The organism is Azospirillum aestuarii (assembly GCF_016632405.1).
GTDB lineage: Bacteria > Pseudomonadota > Alphaproteobacteria > Azospirillales > Azospirillaceae > Azospirillum > Azospirillum aestuarii.
Genome location: NZ_JAEPIV010000030.1, coordinates 1 through 22,140, shown reverse-complemented (window position 1 = coordinate 22,140; position 22,140 = coordinate 1). Strand labels below are relative to the sequence as shown.

The 22,140-nt window shown below is 69.1% G+C and carries 17 protein-coding genes and 2 pseudogenes; 12 read left to right on the top strand and 7 right to left on the bottom strand.

Annotated features, from left to right (window positions below; translation table 11 throughout):
* Positions 1 to 7 precede the first annotated feature (7 nt).
* Both JJL56_RS28320 and JJL56_RS28315 read right to left on the bottom strand, forming a co-directional pair.
* Entirely contained in the window at positions 8 to 1,813 is a 1,806-nt protein-coding gene (locus JJL56_RS28320) for a M3 family oligoendopeptidase (RefSeq protein WP_200487171.1), read from the bottom strand.
* Between the two features lie 152 nt (positions 1,814 to 1,965).
* Complete coding sequence (locus JJL56_RS28315; protein ID WP_200487144.1) at positions 1,966 to 2,322, bottom strand: hypothetical protein; 357 nt, start codon at positions 2,320 to 2,322, stop codon at positions 1,966 to 1,968.
* 291 nt (positions 2,323 to 2,613) lie between these two features.
* Between JJL56_RS28315 and JJL56_RS28310 the strand changes: the two genes are divergently transcribed.
* Both JJL56_RS28310 and JJL56_RS28305 read left to right on the top strand, forming a co-directional pair.
* Positions 2,614 to 3,738, top strand: a complete 1,125-nt coding sequence (locus JJL56_RS28310; protein WP_200487143.1) for an extracellular catalytic domain type 1 short-chain-length polyhydroxyalkanoate depolymerase — start codon at positions 2,614 to 2,616, stop codon at positions 3,736 to 3,738.
* A 183-nt stretch (positions 3,739 to 3,921) separates the two neighbouring features.
* A complete protein-coding gene (locus JJL56_RS28305; protein ID WP_200487142.1) occupies positions 3,922 to 5,844 on the top strand; it encodes a propionyl-CoA synthetase in 1,923 nt (640 codons plus the stop codon).
* Positions 5,845 to 5,905: 61 nt separating this feature from the next.
* Here the strand turns inward: JJL56_RS28305 and JJL56_RS28300 are convergent, their stop codons facing one another.
* Positions 5,906 to 6,202, bottom strand: a complete 297-nt coding sequence (locus tag JJL56_RS28300; protein ID WP_145628603.1) for a DNA-binding protein — start codon at positions 6,200 to 6,202, stop codon at positions 5,906 to 5,908.
* A gap of 323 nt (positions 6,203 to 6,525) precedes the next feature.
* On the opposite strand from JJL56_RS28300, the gene JJL56_RS28295 reads away from it, so the two are divergent.
* The 6 genes from JJL56_RS28295 (at position 6,526) to JJL56_RS28270 (ending at position 11,454) form a co-directional block, all read left to right on the top strand.
* A complete protein-coding gene (locus JJL56_RS28295) occupies positions 6,526 to 7,035 on the top strand; it encodes a sigma-70 family RNA polymerase sigma factor (RefSeq protein ID WP_014239953.1) in 510 nt (169 codons plus the stop codon).
* Positions 7,035 to 7,982, top strand: a complete 948-nt coding sequence (locus tag JJL56_RS28290) for an anti-sigma factor family protein (protein WP_186453044.1) — start codon at positions 7,035 to 7,037, stop codon at positions 7,980 to 7,982. Before JJL56_RS28295 ends, JJL56_RS28290 begins: the two co-directional genes overlap by 1 nt.
* A gap of 170 nt (positions 7,983 to 8,152) precedes the next feature.
* Positions 8,153 to 8,818, top strand: a complete 666-nt coding sequence (locus JJL56_RS28285) for an SGNH/GDSL hydrolase family protein (protein WP_200487141.1) — start codon at positions 8,153 to 8,155, stop codon at positions 8,816 to 8,818.
* 40 nt (positions 8,819 to 8,858) lie between these two features.
* Positions 8,859 to 10,529 carry a tetratricopeptide repeat protein gene (locus JJL56_RS28280; protein WP_200487140.1) on the top strand — a complete coding sequence of 557 codons (1,671 nt, stop codon included), beginning with the start codon at positions 8,859 to 8,861 and terminating at the stop codon, positions 10,527 to 10,529.
* Positions 10,526 to 11,254: a hypothetical protein gene (locus tag JJL56_RS28275; protein ID WP_200487139.1), complete on the top strand. Its 729-nt coding sequence runs from the start codon at positions 10,526 to 10,528 to the stop codon at positions 11,252 to 11,254. The genes JJL56_RS28280 and JJL56_RS28275 overlap by 4 nt, the downstream gene beginning before the upstream one ends.
* Entirely contained in the window at positions 11,233 to 11,454 is a 222-nt protein-coding gene (locus JJL56_RS28270) for a hypothetical protein (RefSeq protein ID WP_211112000.1), read from the top strand. The genes JJL56_RS28275 and JJL56_RS28270 overlap by 22 nt, the downstream gene beginning before the upstream one ends.
* A gap of 57 nt (positions 11,455 to 11,511) precedes the next feature.
* Here the strand turns inward: JJL56_RS28270 and JJL56_RS28265 are convergent.
* The 3 genes and pseudogenes from JJL56_RS28265 to JJL56_RS28255 all read right to left on the bottom strand — a co-directional run.
* Positions 11,512 to 15,018: pseudogene (locus tag JJL56_RS28265) on the bottom strand (indolepyruvate ferredoxin oxidoreductase family protein); the annotation flags it as partial.
* A gap of 313 nt (positions 15,019 to 15,331) precedes the next feature.
* Positions 15,332 to 16,339, bottom strand: a complete 1,008-nt coding sequence (locus JJL56_RS28260) for a response regulator (RefSeq protein ID WP_145628619.1) — start codon at positions 16,337 to 16,339, stop codon at positions 15,332 to 15,334.
* 181 nt (positions 16,340 to 16,520) lie between these two features.
* Positions 16,521 to 16,958, bottom strand: coding sequence for a CBS domain-containing protein (locus JJL56_RS28255; RefSeq protein WP_145628624.1), 438 nt, complete (start codon positions 16,956 to 16,958; stop codon positions 16,521 to 16,523).
* Positions 16,959 to 17,156: 198 nt separating this feature from the next.
* Between JJL56_RS28255 and JJL56_RS28250 the strand changes: the two genes are divergently transcribed.
* From JJL56_RS28250 to JJL56_RS28240, 3 genes are all read left to right on the top strand, one after another.
* On the top strand, positions 17,157 to 18,083 hold the full coding sequence (locus JJL56_RS28250) for a cation diffusion facilitator family transporter (protein WP_145628627.1): 927 nt from the start codon (positions 17,157 to 17,159) through the stop codon (positions 18,081 to 18,083).
* A gap of 180 nt (positions 18,084 to 18,263) precedes the next feature.
* Complete coding sequence (locus JJL56_RS28245; RefSeq protein WP_200487136.1) at positions 18,264 to 18,845, top strand: cation transporter; 582 nt, start codon at positions 18,264 to 18,266, stop codon at positions 18,843 to 18,845.
* A gap of 238 nt (positions 18,846 to 19,083) precedes the next feature.
* Positions 19,084 to 21,285 carry an anthranilate synthase gene (locus tag JJL56_RS28240; protein WP_200487135.1) on the top strand — a complete coding sequence of 734 codons (2,202 nt, stop codon included), beginning with the start codon at positions 19,084 to 19,086 and terminating at the stop codon, positions 21,283 to 21,285.
* A gap of 21 nt (positions 21,286 to 21,306) precedes the next feature.
* Here the strand turns inward: JJL56_RS28240 and JJL56_RS28235 are convergent, their stop codons facing one another.
* Positions 21,307 to 21,555, bottom strand: a complete 249-nt coding sequence (locus JJL56_RS28235) for a DUF2312 domain-containing protein (protein ID WP_012973951.1) — start codon at positions 21,553 to 21,555, stop codon at positions 21,307 to 21,309.
* 424 nt (positions 21,556 to 21,979) lie between these two features.
* Between JJL56_RS28235 and JJL56_RS28230 the strand changes: the two are divergent.
* Positions 21,980 to 22,140 (top strand): annotated as a pseudogene (locus JJL56_RS28230) (NAD(P)(+) transhydrogenase (Re/Si-specific) subunit alpha); the annotation flags it as partial.

Sequence of the window (22,140 nt, the reverse complement as noted above, 5' to 3'; positions counted from 1 at the left end):
AACCAGGTCAGGGCTGATTTTCCAGCTCGTCAACAAAGCCGCGGATGACGTTCAGCCCCTTCTGCCAGAAGGCCGGGTCGCTGGCGTCGAGCCCGAAGGGGGCCAGAAGCTCCTGGTGGCGCAGCGTGCCGCCCGCCGACAGCATCGCCAGATACTTCTCCGCGAAGCCCGTCTCCGACTCCTGATAGACCGCGTAGAGCGAATTCACGAGGCAGTCGCCGAAGGCGTAGGCGTAGACGTAGAAGGGCGAGTGGATGAAGTGCGGGATGTAGGACCAGTAGTTCCGGTAGCCCTCATCGAAGCGCAGCGCCGGGCCGAGGCTCTCGGTCTGCACCGCCATCCAGATCTCGCCCAGCCGTTCGGCGGTCAGTTCGCCCTCGCGGCGCTCGGTGTGGACACGGCGCTCGAAGTCGAAGAAGGCGATCTGGCGGACCACCGTGTTCAGCATGTCCTCGACCTTGGAGGCCAGCATGATCTTGCGGCGCTTCGGGTCGGTCTCGCGGTCGAGCAGGGCGCGGAAGGTCAGCATCTCGCCGAACACCGACGCGGTTTCCGCCAAGGTCAGCGGCGTGTCGGACAGCAGGTGCCCTTGTCCGCCGGCCAGGATCTGGTGCACGCCGTGGCCCAGCTCATGCGCGAGCGTCATCACGTCGCGCGTCTTGCCCTGGTAGTTGACCAGCAGATAAGGGTGGACGCTCGGCACCGTGGGGTGGGCGAAGGCGCCCGGCGCCTTGCCGGGGCGCACCGGCGCGTCGATCCAGGCGTTGTCGAAGAAGCGCTTGCCCAGTGCCGCCAGATCCGGCGAGAAGCGGCCATAGGCGCCCAGAACCAGATCGCGCGCCTCGTCCCAGCGGATGCTGCGGTCGGCGTCGTCGGGAAGCGGCGCGTTGCGGTCCCAGTAGTCCAGATGGTCCTGCCCGAACCACTTGGCTTTCATCGCGTAATAGCGGTGGGACAGGGCCGGGTAGGCGTCCTTCACCGCCGCGGCCAGCGCGTCCACCACCTCGTCCTCGACGCGGTTGGACAGGTTGCGGGCCGACGTGGGCGCCTTGTAGTTGCGCCACTTGTCGTCGATCTCCTTGTCCTTGGCCAGCGTGTTGGTGACCAGCGCGAACAGGCGGATGTTGTCGCCCATCACCCGGCCGATCACCGTCCCGGCCTCCTTGCGGACCTCCTGCCGGCGGTCGGACAGGCGGTTCAGCGCCTCCGCGCAGGTCAGCTCCTTCCCGCCGATGGGGAAGCGCAAGCTGGCGATGGTTTCGTCGAACAGGCGGTTCCAGGCGGCGCGCCCGACCACATGCTTCTCATGGAGCAGCCGTTCGACCTCGTCGGAGAGCTGGTGCTCGCGGAACAGGCGCACGTCGCGCAGCCAGGGGGCGTAGCGGGCGAGGTCCTTCGACGCCTTCAGCTTGGCGTCCAGCACCTTGTCCTCCAACCGGTTGATTTCCAGCGTGAAGAAGACGAGGTGGGTGGAGATGCCGTTCACCCGCTCCTGCGCCGACTGGTAGAACTTGGCGATGGCCGGGTCGGTCATGTTGCCGTTGTAGACCAGCCCGGCGTAGGACATCGCCCGCGACAGCACCTCGTCGATGCGCTCGTACTCACGGATGGCGGCGGCGAAGGCGTTGCCGTCCAGCCCGGCCAGTTTGCCGGCGTACTTGCCGTGGAAGTCCTTGGACGCGCCGTCCATCCGGTCCAGATCGGCCTTCAGCTCCGGCGAGTCCATCCCCGGATAGAGGTCCGTCAGGTCCCAGGAGGGCAGGGCGCCGAGGTCCGGGCCATCCCCCGTGGCGGCCAGGGCGGTGTCGGGCATGCCGGTCTGCGGACCGCCAAGGGGAACGCCAATCGGGTGCCGGGTGGCGCTGCGGGTCATCTGTCCCTCCTTCTGGGCTTTGGCCGTTCTGTGCTTGGAACGGGATATAAGCGCCGCGCGGGTTCGGGGGAAGGCTGCGCTGCGGCGCCCGCTCAGGGAGCCTGGCTGTCCTGCGCGCGGCGGATCGCCGCCTCCACGCATTGCAGGTGCAGCTTCTTGCGGGCGAGCTGGCGGGTCCGCCGCTCCTCAAGGTCGGTGGTCGGCATCGCCTCGATGGCGCAGCCGCGCCAGCCGTTGGCGTCGAGCGCGCGGGCGACCTCCGCGTAACCGAAATAGCCCTTGTCCGGCTGCTCCCATGGGGCGCGGAAGTCGGCGCGGCGCAGGACGAAGCGGTTGGATTGGCTGGACCCGCCGAGACTGGTCAGCCGGGCCACGATCAGCCGCTCGCCGTTGGTGTGGACGACGGTCAGGATCGGGCGGATGCCGAAGACGGGCGGGTCGCTGCTCATAGTGACATGCATAGCGTTCCGGCGCTGGTTAGGCCAGCAACAATGGCCAGCGATAACTGGATGCGATGCCGATATCCGCGCCAGTCGATTTTCGCTCGGATAATCATCCACTCTTAACGAAGAGTAAGCCAAGATTGGCCGCGAGATTGTAGAATAACATACCGCAGTATGATTGATCAAATTGGTGCGGAGATTGGCTTTCTGATAAGTCATCATTGCTTTATATGCTGCCTTGTTCGCAATCGTGGCAGGCGGCATCATCGGTCCTTACGGAAAAACGGAGAGAGCATTATGGCGCTAGGAGCATGGCTGCGCGTGTCGCTGGCGGTGGCGATCATCGGGCTATCGACCCTTTTGTCGGGGCATGCCTCGGCGCTGTCACCGCGTCAGTATCGTTGGGACGAACTGCCGGGCGATGCCTTCAACGCCCAGGGCAGTGCGCTCAAGGCGAGTGTTTACGTATCCGTGGGCGCGCGGGTGCGGGGCAAGGCTCCGCTTCTGGTCCTTCTTCACGGCTGCGAGCAGGATGCGTCGTCTTTCTTCACGGATTCCGGATGGATGGACATAGCTGACCGCTACGGCCTTATCGTCCTGCTGCCGGAGCAGCAGCACAATGCCTTTGCAATGGTCGGAGGGGCCTCCCGCTATGGCAACCCGCTCGGCTGCTTCAATTTCGCCGACCGCCTGACCAGTCCGCTGAAGGGCGGTGTCCCACGGGAAGCGGGGGCTATCGTCTCCATGGTCGACGCGGTGCGCGCGGGCAAGGGGCTTGACCGCGACGGTCCCCGAATCGAGGACGGGCGCGTCTATGTCACCGGCCTGTCGGCGGGGGCGGGCATGGCGGCAACCCTGCTGGCCGACTTCCCGCAGGTCTTCGCGGGCGGGGCTCTCTTCGCTGGCGTTCCGGCACTGTGCGCCCAGAGCATGCAGTCGGCCGCGTCGCTCTGCGGCATCTCGGTTATGCGCGCCTGCGGCGAGGTGAAGGCGCGCTCCGGCGGCTATGACAGCCGCGAATGGACGAAGGCGGTCCAGCGCGCCCGACACCCCGTCGGGCGTCCGCGCGTGCTGATCGTCCAGGGGACGGCGGACTGCACCGTGGACCCGCAGAACGCCCTCTATCTGACCAACCAATGGACGGCCTTCCATGGGCTGAAGGCGGATGCCCCCGTGGTCATCGGGCAGGAGCCGTCCTGGCCGGCGCGCGCCGTGCGGCAGGGCTACGCCCCGGCGGGCGCCAACGCCCTGTGGGTGGAGACGGTGCTTCTGAAGGACGTCGGCCACGTCATGCCCATCGACACCGGCAACCCGCAGCGCCCCTGCGGGCGGGTGCGGGTGTCGGAGACGAAGACCGACATTGAGGATGTCGGCCTCTGCGGCGCGGCGCTGGCCGCCGGCTTCCTGCAACTGGAACAGTAACACCCGCCGGAAGGGCGGCGGGCGGGTTCGGCACTCACCAAAGTGGTGCGACAGCCCGCCGCACCTTCCGGAATGCCGTTTGCCAAACGATGCAGATCTGACGCAGATTGGGGCCGCTGCGTGAACGTTCATTGCGCGGCTGCGGAGAAACGCGAACCAAACAAAATATAAGGGACGCCCCCCATGAGCCAAAGCTCGGCCGATCACTACAACCAGATCCACGCCCGTTCCCTGTCCGATCCCGACGGATTCTGGGGCGAGGCGGCGGAAGACATCACTTGGATCAAGCGTTGGGACAAGGTGCTGGACGATAGCAACGCGCCCTTCTACCGCTGGTTCACCGGCGGCGTCCTGAACACCTGCTACAACGCCGTCGACCGCCATGTGGAGGCCGGACGCGGCGCCCAGGCGGCGATCATCTACGACAGCCCGGTCACCAAGACCGTCCAGACCATCACCTACGCCGAACTCCAGGATCAGGTCGCCCGCTTCGCCGGCGCGCTGCGCGCCCAGGGCGTGGAGAAGGGCGACCGCGTCATCCTGTACATGCCGATGATCCCGCAGTCGCTGGTCGCCATGCTGGCCTGCGCGCGTCTCGGCGCGGTGCATTCGGTGGTGTTCGGCGGCTTCGCCCCGCACGAGTTGGCGACCCGCATCAACGACTCCCGGCCGAAGGCCATCGTCTCGGCCTCCTGCGGCATCGAGCCGAACCGCATCGTCAAGTACAAGCCGATGCTCGACGCCGCCATCGAGCAGGCGGAGCACAAGCCGTCGAGCGTCATCGTCTTCCAGCGCCCGCAGGAGACCGCGACCCTGGTCGAGGGCCGCGACGTGGATTGGGCGGAAGCCGTCGCCAAGGCCGAACCGGCGGAATGCGTGCCGGTGGCCGCGACCGACCCGCTCTACATCCTCTACACGTCGGGCACCACGGGCCAGCCGAAGGGCGTCATCCGCGACAACGGCGGCCACGCCGTGGCGCTGAAGTGGACGATGAAGAACATCTACAACGTCGAGCCGGGCGAGGTGTACTGGGCGGCGTCGGATGTGGGCTGGGTGGTCGGCCACTCCTACATCGTCTACGGCCCGCTGCTGCACGGCTGCACCACGGTGGTGTTCGAGGGCAAGCCGGTGGGCACGCCGGACGCCGGCACCTTCTGGCGGGTGATCGAGCAGCACAAGATCGGCACGCTGTTCACCGCCCCGACCGCCTTCCGCGCCATCAAGCGCGAGGACCCCAACGCCGAACTGCTGAAGAAGTACGACCTGTCGCACTTCCGCGCCTTGTTCCTGGCCGGTGAGCGGTCGGACCCCGACACCCTGCATTGGGCCGAAGACAATCTGAACGTTCCGGTGATCGACCATTGGTGGCAGACCGAGACCGGCTGGGCGATCTCCGGCAACCCGCTGGGCGTGCATCTCTTCCCGATCAAGTACGGCTCCGCCACCCGCCCGATGCCGGGCTGGGACGTGCAGATCCTGAACGCCGAGAACAAGGAAGTGCCGCGCGGCGACATCGGCGCCATCTGCGTGAAGCTGCCGCTGCCTCCGGGCACGCTGCCGACGCTGTGGAACGCCGACGACCGGTACAAGACGTCGTACCTGTCCGACTATCCCGGCTACTACCAGACCGGTGACGCGGGCTTCATCGACGACGACGGCTACGTCTACATCATGGCCCGCACCGACGACATCATCAACGTCGCCGGCCACCGCCTGTCCACCGGCGGCATGGAGGAGGTCCTGGCGAGCCACAAGGACGTGGCGGAATGCGCGGTGATCGGCGTCGCCGACGACCTGAAGGGGCAGGTGCCGCTGGGCTTCCTCTGCCTGAAGGCCGGCGTGACCCGACCGCATGAGGAGATCGTCAAGGAGGTCGTCCAGCTCGTCCGCGAGCAGATCGGCCCGGTTGCCGATTTCAAGCGCGCCGTGGTGGTGGAGCGCCTGCCGAAGACCCGCTCCGGCAAGATCCTGCGCGGCACCATGCAGAAGATCGCCGACAATCAGGACTACAAGACCCCCGCGACCATCGACGATCCGGGCATCCTGCCGGAGATCGCCGAGGCGCTGCAGTCGCTGGGCTATGCCAAGGCGCATCAGGCCGGCTGACCCGTTCCTGCGGTTGACGCCCCTCCTCCGGCGTGGTCCGGGGGAGGGGTTTCCTTTGCGGCTACGCCTTGTCCAGCGCGGTCAGGGAATCGTCCAGTTCGTCCAGCCGGGCCTGCTCGGCTTCCAGTTCCGCCAGCGCGCGGCGGGCGTTGGCGATGTCGAGATCGAGCTGGTCGCGCCGCCGCCGAATCAACTCTTCCAGCGGGGTCAGCTCCTCCATGGCCAGCGCCTGGGCGATGGCCGCGTTGCTGCCGCCACCCAGCGCCAGCCGCACCATGCGGGTGCTCGGGCGGATGCCCTGAGCCTCCAGATGGCGGGCTGTAACCAAAATCTCGATGGTGTCGTGATGGCGTGCCATGGCCCCGCCCTTATGACGCAATGCGATGGATTGTGCCAAGCCGCGCGCCGGAATCGCTGGTTCATCCGCGCGCAGCGGCGATTTGCCACAAGGCGGCGCCCCGAGGGGGCAGTTTTCGGCCCTGCCACCTTTCCGCCGAATTTTTGCTGCACGGGCATCAAAGTCTGGAATAAACGATGAGCGGGGGGCGTTCATCCTGGCGTACCGGGTCCTGAATGGGGCTCGGCCCTGGGAGGCCGCGCCGCCCGTTCCTACCTGAAGGAGTGCCATGATCCGCCACCCGGCGGGCCGTGGAGCCTTCGAGGCAACAATCGGGTGCGCGGTTGAGCACGTTCGGGGTCGAGCTGGAAGTCCACATTGCGTCGCTGCGCCGCTACGCGCGCGCGTTGCTGCGCAACCGTTCGGATGCCGAGGATCTGGTGCAGGAGGCGTTGACGCGGGCAGTGGCGCGCGCCGACACCTTCAAGGCGGGGACGAACCTGCGGGCGTGGCTTTTCACCATCCTGCACAACGTCCATGTGAATCAGGTCCGCTCCAAAGCGTCGCGGCCCGACGAGGTCGATGTGGACAGCGTCGAGTCGAAGCTGGTGACGCCGGCCCGGCAGGAGGAACGTGTGGAGTTGCGCGAGATGATGCGCGCGCTCGACGACCTGCCGGAGGAACAGCGCAAGGTGCTGCTCCTCGTCGCGCTGGAAGGCCTGAAATACGAGGAGGTCGCCGAGACGCTCGGCGTGCCGATCGGGACCGTCATGTCGCGCCTCTCGCGGGCGCGCGAGGCGGTCAGGGCGAAGCTGGCGAACGAGGGCTCGGTGGCCCTCAGGCGGGTGAAGTGATGAACGCGCATTGCGTAACGGACGACGAACTGCATGCCTACGTGGATGGGCAACTGGCTCCGGAACGCCGGCTCTTCGTGGAGCGATGGCTGGCCGACGACCCCGATGCCGCCCGCCGGGCGGAGGATTACCGCGCCCAGGCCGCGCTGCTGCACGAACTCTTCGACCCCGTGCTGCGCGAGCCGGCCAGCGGCCCGGTCGAGGAGCTGACGGGCAAGCTGCGCGGGCGCATGCCCGGCAACGACAACGCCGGCCCCTGGCACGCCCGCTCCTGGGTGCGCATGGCCGCGGCGGTGATGCTGATCATCGGCGGGGCCGGCGGCGGCTGGCTGGGCCGTGGCGCCGTCGACCAGTCGCCGGTCGTCCAGCAGCGCCAGACGCTGCAGACCTTCGCCGAGGAGGCCACCCAGGCCCACCGCTTCTACACCTCCGACGAGCGCTTCCAGGTCGAGCTCGGCGCCGACAACCAGGATGAGCTGAACAGCTGGCTGTCCAAGCGCGTCGGGCGCGACGTCTTCGGCCCGGACCTCGGCAAGGTCGGGCTACGCCTGATCGGCGGCCGGTCGCTGCCCACCGAGCTGGGAGCCGGCGCCCAGTACATGTACGTGAACGAGGCCAACAAGCGCGTCACCCTGTTCGTCGGCGCCCCGCGCTCCGGCAATCCGGCGAAGTTCGGCTTCTCGCAGAACGGCGACGTGGCGACCATCTACTGGGTGGAAGGCCCGCTGGCCTACGCGCTGGCCGGCCGGATGTCCAAGGAGGACCTGCTGCGCGTCGCCGAGGCCGTCTACAACGACGTCAAGGCCGGCCCGCGCCGCCCCGAGCCGCAGCAACAAAACCAGCAGAACCAGCAGCCCCCGCAGGACCAGCCGCCGCAGCCGCAGCAGGACCAGCCGCCCGCCGGGGTCCAGCCGATCAGCGACACGCACAAGCCGAAGGACAGCTGAGGCGGGGAAGCGGAGATTTTTGCGAGGGGCGGCGCCCCTCGCGCGCTTTTCCGAGATGACGGGACTCTTGGGGCGCATAAGTTGAGATAACGGTCCCCTCTTCGTTTCCCGGTTTACTCCCACCCCGCCCCCGCTCCACAATGCGTCGGCGACGGCGTGGAACGTGGAGCATGCGGGACTGGTACTTCATCGGCGACAGCCACGTGCAATCCTTCGAGATCGCCGCGACGATCCGCCTGCTCGATCGGCCGGCGCGCTGTCTGCTGGTTCCGGGAGCAACCTCGATCGGCCTGCGCAACCCGGAAAGCCAGACCCACGCGGTCACTCTCTTCAAGGACGCGCTGCTGCCCGCCGATCCAAACGCCATTCCGGTGATCCAGCTCGGCGAGGTCGATTGCGGCTTCGTCATCTGGTGGCGGGCGCAGAGGCATGGCGACTGTGTCGAGCGGCAGTTGGAGGATTCGGTGTCCGCCTGCGCCGCCTTCGTGGACGATCTGCTGGCGGGCGGCTATCCCACGCTGGTGCTGACCGGGGCGGTGCTGCCGACCATCCGGGACGGCGAGACCCGCGGCAAGGTCGCGCGCGCCCGGCACGAGATCACCGCCACGCTGCGCCAGCGGACCGAGCTGACCCACCGCTACAACGCCCGCCTGCGCGACGAGGCGGAGGCGCGCAGGCTGCCCTTCGTCGACATCACGCCGCGCATCACCGATCCGGAGAGCGGTCTGGTCGCGGAGGCGTTCCGCAGCCCGAATCCCGGTGACCACCACCTGCACCCCATCCGCGCCGCCGGGGTTTGGGCCGAAGCCCTGAACGCACTGGACCTGCCGCCCTGATGCAGCCCACCATGATCCGATCGTCATCCCAGGAGGCCGCGTGACCGACGCGATGGAGTTTCTCCGCGCGGGCGCCGCCGCGCTCCAACGGGGCGACCGGGTGGGGGCGGAGCGCAGGGTCATCCGCGCGCTGGCGCTGGTCCCCAGCCACGGCGAAGCCTGGAACATCCTGGGCGTGCTGGCCGTCTCCGCCGGCGACCCCGCCGGAGGGGAGGAACGCTTCCGCCGGGCGTCCGCCTGCGCGCCGGACAACCCCAACTATTCGCGCAGCCAGGCGGAATGCCTGAAGCGCCAGGGGCGGACGGACCGGGCGGCGGCCTTGCTGGCCGGCGCCGTGCGTCGCGGCGTGCTGTCGGCCGATCTCGCCTGCGACCTCGGTGACCTGCGGCTGGGCATGCGGGATGTCGCCGCGGCGGCGGCGCTCTACCGGCTGGCGCTGGCGCTGGCCCCAGGCCACGCCCGCAGCCTGAACAATCTGGCGGAGGCGCTGAGCAAGGCGGAGCGGCTGGACGCGGCGGCCGACGCCTTGGCCCGGTTGGCGGTGCTGCGTGGCACGGCGGCCGCCTGGGGGGCAGCGGGGGCGGCGCTGCTGGCGGCGTGGCGGCAGGACGAGGCGCGCGCCGCGCTGCGCCGGGCCGTCGCGCTCGACCCGTCCACGGCCGAGCACTGGGCCAACCTGGGCTTCGCCGGGCTGGGACGGCACGCGGTCGCCCTGGCGGAGGTCGCCTTCGACCGCGCCTTGCGCCTGTCGCCTGGGATGGAAACGGCGCGGGCGGGGCGGGGGGCGCTGCGGATGCTCTGCGGACGCCTGCGCGACGGGGCGGTGGATTACGAGGCGCGGCTGAGCCTGCCCGCCTTCCTGCCGTCGCGGTCCTACAGCCGGCCGGTCTGGGACGGTCGGATTCAGCCGGGCAAAACGCTGCTGATCCACGCCGACCGCGGTTATGGCGACGCCATCCAGTTCATCCGCTACGCCCCGCTGCTGCGGGCCCAGGGGATGCGCGTGGTCTTCCACGGGCCGGAGGGTCTGCTCGACCTCTTCCGCGCGTCGGAGCTGGTGGATGGCCTGTCCGGTCTCGACGGACCGCCGCTGGCCCACGACGTCCAAATCCCCATCATGAGCCTGATCCACCGGATGGGCACCGATCTGGACAGTGTGCCCGCCACCGTTCCCTATCTGCGGGCGCCCGACGCGGCGGCGCGGCGTTGGGCGGATCGTCTGGCCAACCTGCGGGGTGTGAAGGCGGGGCTGGTCTGGCACGGCTCGGTCGCCTTTCCCTACCATCGCCAGCGCTCGCCGGGGCTGGAGGCGGTGCTGCCGCTGACCGGCATCCCCGGCGTGACGACCGTCCTGCTCCAGGTTGCCAACGGGCGCGCGGACCTTGAGCGCCACACCCCGCTCGGCCCGTTCCTTGACCTGGGGACGGAGCTTCGCGATTTCGCGGACACCGCCGCGGCGATCCAGGCGCTGGACATCGTGATCAGCCCCTGCACCGCCGTGGTCCACCTCGCCGGAGCGCTGGGAAAGCCGGTTGCGGTGCTGCTCGACCAGGGGGCGGAGTGGCGCTGGATGTGCGGACGGGTGGATTCGCCCTGGTATCCGACGGCACGCCTCTACCGCCAAGCCGTGTTCGGCGACTGGACGGAGCCGGTGGAACGGCTGCGCCGCGATTTGGCGGCGCTGAACGGACCCTTGCAGGATCGACCATGAACACACTGTGCGTGACCGGCGCCAACGCGCGTTACTTCATCACCACGCTCGCCTTGCTGGAGGGGCTGACGGGGCGTTTTCCGCTGGAGCGGGTGCGCGTCTGCGATTTCGGTCTGACCGACGGGCAGCGCGCGTACCTGCGCGCCGCCGGCCTGCTGCTCGACCGCCCGAAGATCCTGCCGACGGACGCGCATCCCTATCTGTGCAAGGGGCACCTGTCGGAATATTGCGCGGGCGAGGCGTGGGACAACCTGCTGTGGCTGGACGCCGACATGATGGTGGGAGCCCTCGACCTCGCCATGGCCGAGCGGCTGGCGGATGACCTCCGGCGCTCCGGCAAGGCGCTCGCCACCACCGACACGGTGGACCGCATGACCTTCGGCGGGATGATGGACGAACTGCACAGCGGAGGCCATTACGTCACGCCGGCGGAACGCCTGTTGCGGGACCGCGGGATCGACCCGGACTCGCCGTACCTGATGTCGGCGCTGATGCTGAGGGTGTCGCGCGGGTTGCTGGCGGAATGGGCGGTGACCTGCCGCAGCGTCGCACAGCACGCGCTGTGGGAACAGAATGTGCTGAACGCGCTGGTCCATCCCGATCCCGCCTGCGTGGAGGTGCTCGACGCGCGCCTGTGGCAGGTCTACGACGCGCCATTGGCCGACGTGACGATGTGCCGGACCCGCGGAACCGCCACGGCTTCGTGCTCGACGGGCATCCGGTGATGGTCGTCCACGCCGCCTCCCGGAAGGGGCATCACCTGGACGCCGACCTCTCGCTGAACTTCGGGGAGCATGTGCTGAAGGGCTATCTGCGCACCTTTGCCAATCCGGCCCTTCAGCAACAGCACCTGCGCCATCTTGCCGCCGCCGTCACCCGCAACCGCGCCGCCCTGGCGGAGATCGGCGTCCTGCAGCCGCGCTGAGGGTGCGGGAGGCAGGCCGCCCCCCGCACCCGGTCGCTTCGGTCAAAAACCTTGCGGTCACTCCGCGGCCATCGGCTGCGGGGCGGCGGGCTGGCGGAAGCCGTCGAGCAGAGCGGCCTCCTTCGCCTTGGCCGCCGCGACGTTGCGGGCCTTCACCGGACCATAGCCGCGCATCTCCTGCGGCAGGCGGGCGATCTCCACCGCGGTGGCGTGGTTGTCGCGGGTCAGGCCGTGCAGGATCTCGCCCATGATGGCCTCGTACTCCGCGATCAGTCGGCGCTCCATGCGGCGCTCCGCCAGCCAGCCGAACGGGTCGAGCGGGCTGCCGCGCAGGCGCTTCCCCCTAGCGAGCAGGCGCAGGGCCTTCAGCATCCACGGGCCGAAGCGCTTCTTCTTCGGCTCGCCGCCATCCTCGCCGGTCTCGCCCATCATTGGCGGGGCCATGTGGAAGACCAGCTTGTAGTCGCCCTCGAACATCCGCCCGACCTGCTCGACGAAGCCGGTGTCGGTGTAGAGCCGGGCCACCTCATACTCGTCCTTATAGGCGAGCAGCTTGAAATAGCCCTTGGCCACGGCCTCGGTCAGGGCGGTGGAGCCGGGGATCTTCTGCCCCTCGACGCGCCGCGTCCAGTCGACCAGCGCGTGGTAGCGGCTGGCGTAGGCCGCGTCCTGATAGTCGGTCAGGAAGGCGGTGCGGCGGGCGATGGCCTCGTCTAGGCTGGACGAGGGGCGGCGCTGGTCGAGGATGAACAGGTCGTGGGCTGCGGCCTGCTCCTGCGGCGGGTTGGCGGCGGCCTCCACCGCGGCCAGATCGACGGCGGCGCGGCGGCCCCAGTTGAAGGCGTCGGTGTTCATCGTCACCGCCACGCCGTTCAGCTCGATGGCCTTCAGGATCGCTTCCGCGGCGATCGGGATCAGCCCCTTCTGCCACGCGTAGCCCATCAGGAAGGGGTTGGTGGCGATGCTGTCGCCCATCAGCGCGGTGGCCAGCTTGGTGGCGTCGAAGGCGTTGACCGCCCCCTCGCCGCAGGCCTTGCGGATGTCGGCCACCAGATCGCGGACCGGCACCGTGAAGTCCGGCTTCTTCAGGAAGTCCACGGTGATGGTGTCGTGGGTGTTGATGACCGCGCGGGTGTGGCCGTGCGCCATCTTCGACAGGGCGTCGCCCGCCCCGGCGACAATCAGGTCGCAGCCCACCACCGCGTCGGCCCCGCCCGCCGCGATGCGGACGGAATGGATGTCCTCCGGCGTCGCGGCGATGCGGATGTGGCTGGTCACCGCGCCGCCCTTCTGGGCAAGGCCGGTCATGTCGAGAACGCCGACGCCCTTGCCCTCGATGTGGGCGGCCATGCCGAGCAGGGCGCCGATGGTCACCACGCCGGTGCCGCCGACGCCGGTGACGTAGATGCCCCAGGGCCGGTCGAGCGCGGGCAGGGTGGGGGTGCGCAGGTCGGACGGATCGGCGCCGGCCTTGGCCGCGGCCGGCTTCGGCTTGCGGAGTTGCCCGCCCTCCACCGTCACGAAGCTCGGGCAGAAGCCCTTGGTGCAGGAATAGTCCTTGTTGCAGCTCGATTGGTCGATCTGGCGCTTGCGCCCGAACTCGGTCTCCAGCGGCACCACCGACACGCAGGAGGATTTCACGGAGCAGTCGCCGCAGCCCTCGCAGACCAGCTCGTTGATGATCACGCGCTTGGCCGGGTCGACCATCTTGCCGCGCTTGCGGCGGCGGCGCTTCTCGGTGGCGCAGGTCTGGTCGTAGATCAGGGCGGTGACGCCGGAAACCTCGCGCATCTCCTTCTGCACGCGGTCCAGGTCGTCGCGGTGCTCGACGCTGGTGTATTGCGGCAGGCCGTCGCCGATGCCGTACTTCTCCGGCTCGTCGGAGACGACGACGATGCGGCCCACGCCCTCGGCGCGGAGCTGGTTGGCGAGCGACTGGACGGTCAGCGTGCCATCCACCGGCTGGCCGCCGGTCATCGCCACGGCGTCGTTGAACAGGATCTTGTAGGTGATGTTGGACTTCGCCGCGATGGCCTGCCGGATCGCCAGGATGCCGGAATGGTAGTAGGTGCCGTCGCCGAGGTTGGCGAAGATGTGCTTCTCCTCGGTGAAGGGCGCCTGCCCGACCCAGGGCACGCCCTCGCCGCCCATCTGGGTGAAGGTGTCGGTCTTGCGGTCCAGCCACGTCGCCATGTAGTGGCAGCCGATGCCGCCCAGCGCGCGGCTGCCCTCCGGCACATGGGTGGAGGTGTTGTGCGGGCAGCCGGAGCAGAAGGTCGGCTTGCGGATGACGCGGGCCTGATGGGCCTTCTGCTTTTCCTGCGCATCCAGGAAAGCGACGCGCCGCTTCAGGTTCTCGTTGTCGACGAAGCGCTCCAGCCTGCGCCCGATGACCACGGCGATCTGGGCCGGGGAAAGCTCACCGGCGGAGGGGAGAATCCACTCGCCGTGCTCGTCGAACTTGCCGACCACCTTCGGGCGGACGTCGGGGTGCCAGTTGTAGAGCTGCTCCTTGAGCTGGTTCTCGATGACCGCGCGCTTCTCCTCGACCACGACGATCTCGTCGAGGCCCTCGGCGAAGTGGCGCACGCCGTCGCGCTCCAACGGCCAGGGCATGCCGACCTTGTAGACGGTGAGGCCCCAGTCGGCGGCCATCTCCTCGGTGATGCCCAACTCGTCGAAGGCCTGCCGGACGTCCAGATAGCTCTTGCCGGTGGTGACGATGCCGAAGCGCGGGCGGGGGGAGGACACCATCACCTTGTCCAGCCGGTTGGCACGCGCGAACGCCAGGGCGGCGTACAGCTTGTGCTTCATCAGCCGGTATTCCTGCTCCAGCGGCGGGTCGGGCCAGCGGATGTTCAGGCCGCCCGGCGGCATCGGGAAATCGGCGGGGATGATCGGGCTGACGCGGTGCGGGTCGATATAGACCGACGCCGAGGTGTCCACCGTCTCGGCGATCGTCTTCATGGCGATCCAGCAGCCGGAATAACGGCTCATCGCCCAGCCGATCAGGCCGTAATCCAGGATCTCCTGCACGCCCGACGGGTTCAGCACGGGGATCATCGCATGCATGAAGGCGTGTTCGGACTGATGCGGGAAGGTGGAGGACTTGGCGTTGTGATCGTCGCCGGTCAGCACCAGCACGCCGCCGTTGCGCGAGGTGCCGGCGGCGTTGGCGTGCTTGAACACGTCGCCCGACCGGTCCACGCCCGGCCCCTTGCCGTACCACATGGAATAGACGCCGTCGTACTTGGCGCCGGGGAACATGCCGACCTGCTGGCTGCCCCAGACCGCGGTGGCGCCCAGTTCCTCGTTCACGCCGGGCTGGAACTGGATATGGTTCTTCTCCAGGAACTTGCGCGCGTTCCACAAATTCTGGTCGAAGCCGCCCAATGGCGATCCGCGGTAGCCCGAAATGAAGCAGGCGGTGTTCAGCCCGGCGGCAAGATCGCGCTGGCGCTGCATCATCGGAAGGCGCACCAGCGCCTGGGTTCCCGTCAGATACACGCGGCCTTGTTCAAGCGCGTACTTGTCGTCCAGAGTCACGGTTGCGAGAGCCATTGTTCCATCCCCTTCATGGCGCCCTGAAAAGCGCTGTTCGGGGCGCGTTCGCCGCGCCGCTTCTTGTGTTTGTTCGCTAGGCAAAAAGGTAATGAAAGCTGTCTTATTCGGCAACCGGCGCCGGGGCTCCGTGCGTAAAAAGCAAGGAACGGTCCGGCGCTCGCAGCGCTGTGAAACGGACGGGCGGGAATCGCCCTCCGGCGGGACATTCCCGCTCGCGTTCCAATGTGTTTGACCGCTTCCCCCACCCCGACCCTCCCCTGCGTCAGCGGGGGAGGGTCGGGGTGGGGGCCACCTTACCCGATATGGGAAGCTTTCAGCCGGGCGGCAGGGAAGATCGACCGGCCTCGCCCCCGTGATCGGGCGCGCCGAAGGCGCCATCCGGCCACAGGTTGGGGCCATTGCCGTCGCGCAGGCTGAGGCTGCGCACCATCGCGCGCAGGGCGCCGATCATCACCCGCAGGGCGGCGGAGGAGTCCGCCCCGCCGCCGATGCTGATGGTCCAGCGCAGGGCGTCCATGTGGGCCTGCACCGCCTCCTGGAAGCTCTCCCCGTCATGCTCCACCCAGGTAATGCAGGTGGACAGCGAGGCGATGATGGCGGTGGCCGCGGCGTTGCCGGTGGCGGCCAGTTGCAGGTCGGACACCGCGTGGCGCAGCCGCGTGCCCAGCGCGTCGGGGCAGGCCAGCGCCTTCTCCAGCCGGTCGAGCGCCAGCACCAGACGGACCATCTTCGGGTCGGTCGAGCGCAGCGGCCCCGTTCCCGATCCCGACGGGCCGGGCAGGCGCGGCGGCGGAGGCGGCAGGCGGAGGGGGGCGGGGGCGGAGGAGATCGCCGGGCGGGCCGGCGCCGGGTGGGAGGGGGGCGGCGTGTTGTTGTTCATCGGCTTCGCCGTGGCCGCCTCGCCGTGGGGGCGGCCGCTCCGGCGCGGGTTGTTCAGCACGGTTTCGATCCGCCGGGCGATGGTGGCGGCGGAGGCCGGCTTGGCGAGGACGGTGTCCGCCCCGGCGTCCCAGGCGGCGCGCACGGTGGCGACGTCGGCGTTGGCGGTCAGCACGATGATCGGCAGATCGGGGCTGAGGCAGCTGGCGGAGCCGCGCACCCAGCGGACGAGCTGCCCGCCGCCCACCGGTTCCATCACCCAGTCGGTGACCATCAGGTCGTAGGGCTCCCGGCGCAGCAGCTCCATCGCCTCCTGCCCGTTGGCGGCGGGGGCGACCTGACCGACCCCCCAATGCTCCAGCATGTCCCGCAGAGCCCGCAGCAGCAGCGGGTTGTTCTCGACGACCAGGATCTTCAGGTGGGTCGGGTAGCGGCGGGGCATGTCGGGTCCGAAGGTTCGGGAACGAGGCGTTACCGAATATCCGAACGCCGCCCTGGGATTTCAGGACGCGGAGACGTGTTAGCGCCAATCGGCGCACGACCGGGGGAGCCTTTTCGCCTCATGGAGTGCGCTTGGTCTTCGGCTCCCCCGTCCGGGAACTCGGTCGAGGTCCGGGGTGCCTCTAGCGGACCAATGCCAGATCCTTCAGGACGGCCACCTCGTGGGCCTGCTCGTCCAAGCGTGCCTTCACGGCGTCGCCGATGGAGATGACGCCGGCAAGGTCGCCCGCCTCGTTGCACACCGGCACATGGCGGTGGCGGCGCAGGGTCATCATCTGCATCAGGTCCTTGATCGTGTCCTCCGGCCGGCAGGTCTTGACCTGACGGGTCATCAGATCCTCTACCGGCATATCCAGCGCGTCGGCGCCATGCATCGCCACGGCTCGGACGATGTCGCGCTCCGACAGGATGCCGGCCAGGCGGCCCCGGCGATCGCACACCACCAGGGCGCCGATGCGCCGGTCGGTCAGCGTGCGGGCGGCGGTCCGGATGGTTTCGGACGGCAGGATCGAGGCGACGGTATGGCCTTTGCGGTTCAGAACCTCGGCAACGACGGTCATGTCCACCCTCCCTCTTGGGGTTGGCGAATCGGTGGGGTCCGATTCGAAATGAGCCTGGAGCGGCCGGCGGTTCCGGCAAGGGCTTGGCGGTCCGGAGTGGAAAATCGGTTTTGCCGCCTTGCCGGGGCCGCTATGCATAAGCGGCTGGCGACGGGTGACTTGTGCAGGTGACTTATGGACGGAGAAGGGAGCGCGCGCATGACCACCGAGCAGAAGGTTCTTCGCCTGTCCATCGCCGTCACGGTGCTGCTGGCGGGGGCCGGCATCCTGTTCGGCCTGCTGTCGGGCTCCTTCGCCATTGTCTTCGACGGCATCTATTCGCTGGTGGACGCCAGCATGACGATGGTGACGCTGCTGGTGTCCAACCTGATCGCCGCCTCGACCAGTGCTGGCCCGCGCCGGGGCAAACTGGCCGAGCGCTTCACCATGGGCTTCTGGCACCTCGAACCCATGGTCCTCGGGTTGAACGCCACCCTGCTGATGGGGGCGGCGATCTACGCGCTCATCAACGCCGTGGGCAGTCTGATGACCGGGGGCCGCGACCTCGCCTTCGACCACGCGATCGTCTACACGGCGGTGACCGTTGTCGTGGCGGCCGGCATGGCGGTCTTCGCGACGCGGGCGAACCGGACGGTCCGTTCCGACTTCCTGGCGCTCGACGCGAAGTCCTGGATCATGGCGGCGGCGCTCACCGCGGCCCTGCTGGTCGCCTTCGTCTTCGGCCACCTGATCCAGGGCACCCGGCTTCAGTGGGTGTCGCCCTACATCGACCCGGCGGTGCTGGCCCTGGTCTGTCTGGTGGTCATCCCGATCCCGGTCGGCACGATGCGGCAGGCGCTGGCCGACGTCCTGCTGGTCACGCCCCCCGACCTCAAGCGGCACGTCGATGCCGTCGCGTCGGACACCGTGCGGCGCCATGGCTTCGCCTCCTACCGCGCCTACGTCGCGCGGGTGGGCCGGGGACGGCAGATCGAACTGTTCTTCATCGTCCCGAGCGGCTGGCCGCCGCGCATGTTGGAGGAGTGGGACAAGATCCGCGACGAGGTCGGCGCGGCCATCGGCGGCGAAGGTCCCGACCGGTGGCTCACCATCGTCTTCACCAGCGACCTGGAATGGGCGGAATGACATCCTGTCCTATGGACGGGCCGGACCGCGTACATTAGCTTTCCATGAGAAACGGAGCGCATGGCGCGGGCGGAGGGTGACGGGATGGCCGGCAATTGCTGTGGAGGCTCCTGTGGGAGTGGCGGGGGCGGCGGGCGTCCGAACGGCGGACGGCAGGCCGACTATCGCCGGACCCTGCGCATGGCGCTGCTCGTCAACGGGCTGATTGCCGCCGTCGCCCTGGCCGCGGGGCTGGAGACGCAGTCCATGGCCTTGCGGGCGAGCGCGCTGGATTTCCTGGCGGTCGCGCTGACTCACGGCGTCGGCTTGTGGATGATGGGGCGGGGGCTGGAGTCCCGCGGCTGGGCCACGCTGGCGAGAGGGCTGGCGCTGACCCTCCTCGGTTTGGGTGTGGTGGCCGCAACGGCTTGGAGCGCCTACGCCGGCACCGTTCCCGACGCGCCGGTGATGAGCCTCGTCGCACTTCTCGGGATGGGGGCGAGTCTGTCGGCGGCGGTCCTGCTGTTTGCCGGACGGCGCGGCGGATTGACGCTGCGCGCGGTCTGGCTGTGCGCCCGCAACGGCATGCTGACCAACGCCGCGGTGATGATGGCGGCGGCGGGCGCCTGGACGATGGGTCAGGGCTGGCCGGACCATCTGGTCGCCGCGGTCATCGCCGCCACGGTGCTGTCCGGCGCCATGTCGGCGCTGCGGCAGGCATTGGGAGAGTTGCGCGCGTGGCACGCGCCCGCCGACCCGACCGGGCTGGGGAAGGGGGCTTGACAGGGCCGCATCCCTGTGGCGAACTCGGTGCCATGATTTTCGCTGCGCCCTCCCTGTCGCGTCGTTGGTGGTGGCCCGTCTGACCGGGCCGGCCAGCCGACGCGCGTGAGCGCACACATCCTCAAAAGGCCGCCCGGAGCTTCCGGGCGGCCTTTTTCCTGACCAGGGAATCACAGGTGTCGAGCAAGGGAACTCCGGGTGTCCGTCCGTCCACGGATCGACCATCGGAGTCCCCGCCATGTATCCCGCCGATCTCCTCGCTTCTCCCGACCTCCTCGAACCGCTGAGTTTCCGGACGCGCGGTGGCGTGACCGTGACCCGGCGCGCCACGGCGCTCGACCCGCGGAACGCCCTCGATCCGGTGATCGACGCGCTGGACCGCCGCCGCGGCCTGCTGCTGTGCAGCGGGGTGGAGGCACCGGGCCGCTACCGCCGCCACGCGTTGGGCTTCACCGACCCGCCGCTGGCCGTCACGGCGCGCGGGCGCACGCTGCGCCTCGACGCGCTGAACGCGCGGGGCCGGGTGCTTCTGCCCGCCATTGCCGAGGCTCTGCGCGGCCTGGAGGCGCTGGTCGGGCTGGAGGAGGCTCCGTCGCGCCTCGCCGCGCTCGTCCGCAAGCCCCGCCACCCCTTCCCGGAGGAGGAGCGGAGCCGCCAGCCCTCCGTCTTCACGGTCCTGCGCGCGGTGCTGGACCTGTTCGCAGCCCCCGCCGACCCGCTGCTCGGGCTCTACGGGGCCTTCGCCTACGACCTCGCCTTCCAGTTCGAGCCGATCCGCCTGCGGCTGGAGCGGCCCGACGACCAGCGCGATCTGGTGCTGTATTTGCCGGACCGGCTCGTCGCGCTGGACCCGGTGACGGGCCTCGCCCGGCTCGTCGAGTATGAATTCGCCATTGGGGCGGGAAGCACCGAAGGGCTGGAGCGTGACGGGCGCGACCATCCCTACCGCCCCGACACCAACGCCGAAACCGCCTGCGACCACGCTCCCGGTGAGTATCAAGGCGTCGTCGAGACCGCCAAGGCCGCCTTCCGCTGCGGCGACCTGTTCGAGGTGGTGCCCGGCCAGACCTTCGCCGAGCCCTGCGCCGACGCGCCTTCGGCGGTGTTCCGGCGGCTGCGCGCCGCCAACCCGGCGCCCTACGAAGCCCTTGCCAATCTCGGGCGGGGGGAGTTCCTCGTCGCCGCCAGCCCGGAAATGTATGTGCGGGTGTCCGGCGGGCGGGTGGAGACCTGCCCGATCTCCGGCACCGTGGCGCGCGGGGCCGACGCGCTGGGCGACTCCTCCCAGATCCTGCGCCTGCTGACCTCGGCCAAGGACGCGGCGGAACTGACCATGTGCACCGACGTGGACCGCAACGACAAGGCGCGGGTGTGCGAGCCGGGGTCCGTCCGGGTGATCGGGCGGCGGATGATCGAGCTGTATTCGCGGCTGATCCACACCGTGGACCATGTGGAGGGGCGTCTGCGGCCCGGCATGGACGCCCTGGACGCCTTCCTCACCCACACCTGGGCGGTGACGGTGACCGGGGCGCCCAAGCGCTGGGCCATGCAGTTCCTGGAGGACACCGAACGGTCGCCGCGCCGCTGGTACGGCGGGGCCTTCGGGCGGCTGGGCTTCGACGGCGGGATGGACACCGGCCTGACCCTGCGCACCATCCGCATGGCCGAGGGCGTCGCCCATGTGCGGGCCGGGGCGACCCTGCTGTCCGACAGCGATCCGGACGCCGAGGACGCCGAATGCCGCCTGAAGGCTGCCGCCTTCCGCGACGCCATCCGCGGAACGGCGATGAGTTTGGTTCCCGCGCTTCCGGCGGCTCCATGTGGCGCGCGGGGCAAGCGGGTGCTGCTGGTGGATCACGACGATAGCTTCGTCCACACGCTGGCCGATTATCTGCGCCAGACCGGCGCGGTGGTGACGACGCTGCGTCATAGTCACGCGCGGGCGGCGCTGGCGGAGCAGAGGCCGGATCTGGTCGTGCTGTCCCCCGGTCCGGGCCGTCCGGCGGATTTCGACGTGGCGGGCACCATCGACGCGGCGCTGGCGCTCGGCCTGCCGGTGTTCGGCGTCTGCCTGGGGCTGCAGGGGATGGTGGAGCGGTTCGGCGGCGCGCTGGACGTGCTGCCGGAGCCGGTCCACGGCAAGGCCGCGGAGGTCCGGGTGCTCGGCGGCGCGCTGTTCGCCGGCCTGCCGGAACGGCTGACGGTCGGGCGCTACCACTCGCTGGTGGCGCGGCGCGACCGGCTGCCGGCGGACCTCACGGTGACCGCGGAGACCGCCGACGGTCTGGTGATGGCTGTGGAGCACCGGCGGCTTCCGCTCGCCGCCGTGCAGTTCCACCCCGAGTCGATCCTGTCGCTCGACGGTGGGGCCGGTCTCGCCCTGCTGGGGAACGTGATGGACCGGCTGGCCGCCGGCGTCCTCGCGGACGCGGCGGCGTGAGGAGTGAAGGGCCGGGGGTGGTTACTCCACCATCCCCAGCGCTTCCTTGTAGAGTTCGAGGATGGCTTCCTGCTCCTGGCGGTCGGCCTTGTCCATTTTGCGCAGCCGGATGATCTGGCGGATGATCTTGGTGTCGAAGCCGGTGCCCTTGGCCTCGGCATAGACTTCCTTGATGTCCTCCTGCAGGCCGCGCTTTTCCTCTTCCAGGCGCTCGATGCGCTCCACGAAGGATTTCAGGCGATCCGCCGCAATGCCGCCGACGTCGGACATGATAAGGGTAACCTCAAATTGGGTGCTTCCGGGGAATCCGGCGCGGACGATATCGGCGGGCGCCGTCGATGGCAAGCGACTCCCGGCGTCGTCGGCGCGGATGCCACAGGCCGCGTCCATCTGCGTCGTGGCCTCGGCCGGGTGTGCCCGGATAGTGGGATGCGCCCGCGGCGACGACCGCCGCCTCGGATGGGCGCCTGATGCGAAAGACCGATGGCGGGACCTTGCGAAAGCGGCGACCTTGCGCTTTCCGTTGCACGCGGGCGTGCCAACCCTCTCCGGGCTGTTGCGCCGCACCCATCACCGCTGGTAATACCATCGACGCTCTTGAGCTTCACAAAGTCACATAAATCCGGCATTGATGCCGACGGTCCAGGCCGATTGCACGCAAATCGGCCACTTGCGGCAGGGGAGATAAAGAACCATGAAAATCGCCATACCCAGGGAGCGGCGCGCGGGCGAGAATCGCGTCGCGGCTTCTCCGGAGACGGTCAAGAAACTCAAAGCCCTCAGCCTGGAAGTGGTCGTGGAGACCGGGGCCGGTCTGGGCTCGAACCTGCCGGACCGGGTCTATCAGGACGCCGG

Coding starts and splice junctions, on each gene's coding strand:
- JJL56_RS28320 (WP_200487171.1), bottom strand. CDS start 1,813: ATGCCCGACACCGCCCTGGCCGCCACGGGGGATGGCCCGGACCTCGGC.
- JJL56_RS28315 (WP_200487144.1), bottom strand. CDS start 2,322: ATGAGCAGCGACCCGCCCGTCTTCGGCATCCGCCCGATCCTGACCGTC.
- JJL56_RS28310 (WP_200487143.1), top strand. CDS start 2,614: ATGGCGCTAGGAGCATGGCTGCGCGTGTCGCTGGCGGTGGCGATCATC.
- JJL56_RS28305 (WP_200487142.1), top strand. CDS start 3,922: ATGAGCCAAAGCTCGGCCGATCACTACAACCAGATCCACGCCCGTTCC.
- JJL56_RS28300 (WP_145628603.1), bottom strand. CDS start 6,202: ATGGCACGCCATCACGACACCATCGAGATTTTGGTTACAGCCCGCCAT.
- JJL56_RS28290 (WP_186453044.1), top strand. CDS start 7,035: ATGAACGCGCATTGCGTAACGGACGACGAACTGCATGCCTACGTGGAT.
- JJL56_RS28285 (WP_200487141.1), top strand. CDS start 8,153: ATGCGGGACTGGTACTTCATCGGCGACAGCCACGTGCAATCCTTCGAG.
- JJL56_RS28275 (WP_200487139.1), top strand. CDS start 10,526: ATGAACACACTGTGCGTGACCGGCGCCAACGCGCGTTACTTCATCACC.
- JJL56_RS28260 (WP_145628619.1), bottom strand. CDS start 16,339: ATGCCCCGCCGCTACCCGACCCACCTGAAGATCCTGGTCGTCGAGAAC.
- JJL56_RS28255 (WP_145628624.1), bottom strand. CDS start 16,958: ATGACCGTCGTTGCCGAGGTTCTGAACCGCAAAGGCCATACCGTCGCC.
- JJL56_RS28250 (WP_145628627.1), top strand. CDS start 17,157: ATGACCACCGAGCAGAAGGTTCTTCGCCTGTCCATCGCCGTCACGGTG.
- JJL56_RS28245 (WP_200487136.1), top strand. CDS start 18,264: ATGGCGCTGCTCGTCAACGGGCTGATTGCCGCCGTCGCCCTGGCCGCG.
- JJL56_RS28240 (WP_200487135.1), top strand. CDS start 19,084: ATGTATCCCGCCGATCTCCTCGCTTCTCCCGACCTCCTCGAACCGCTG.
- JJL56_RS28235 (WP_012973951.1), bottom strand. CDS start 21,555: ATGTCCGACGTCGGCGGCATTGCGGCGGATCGCCTGAAATCCTTCGTG.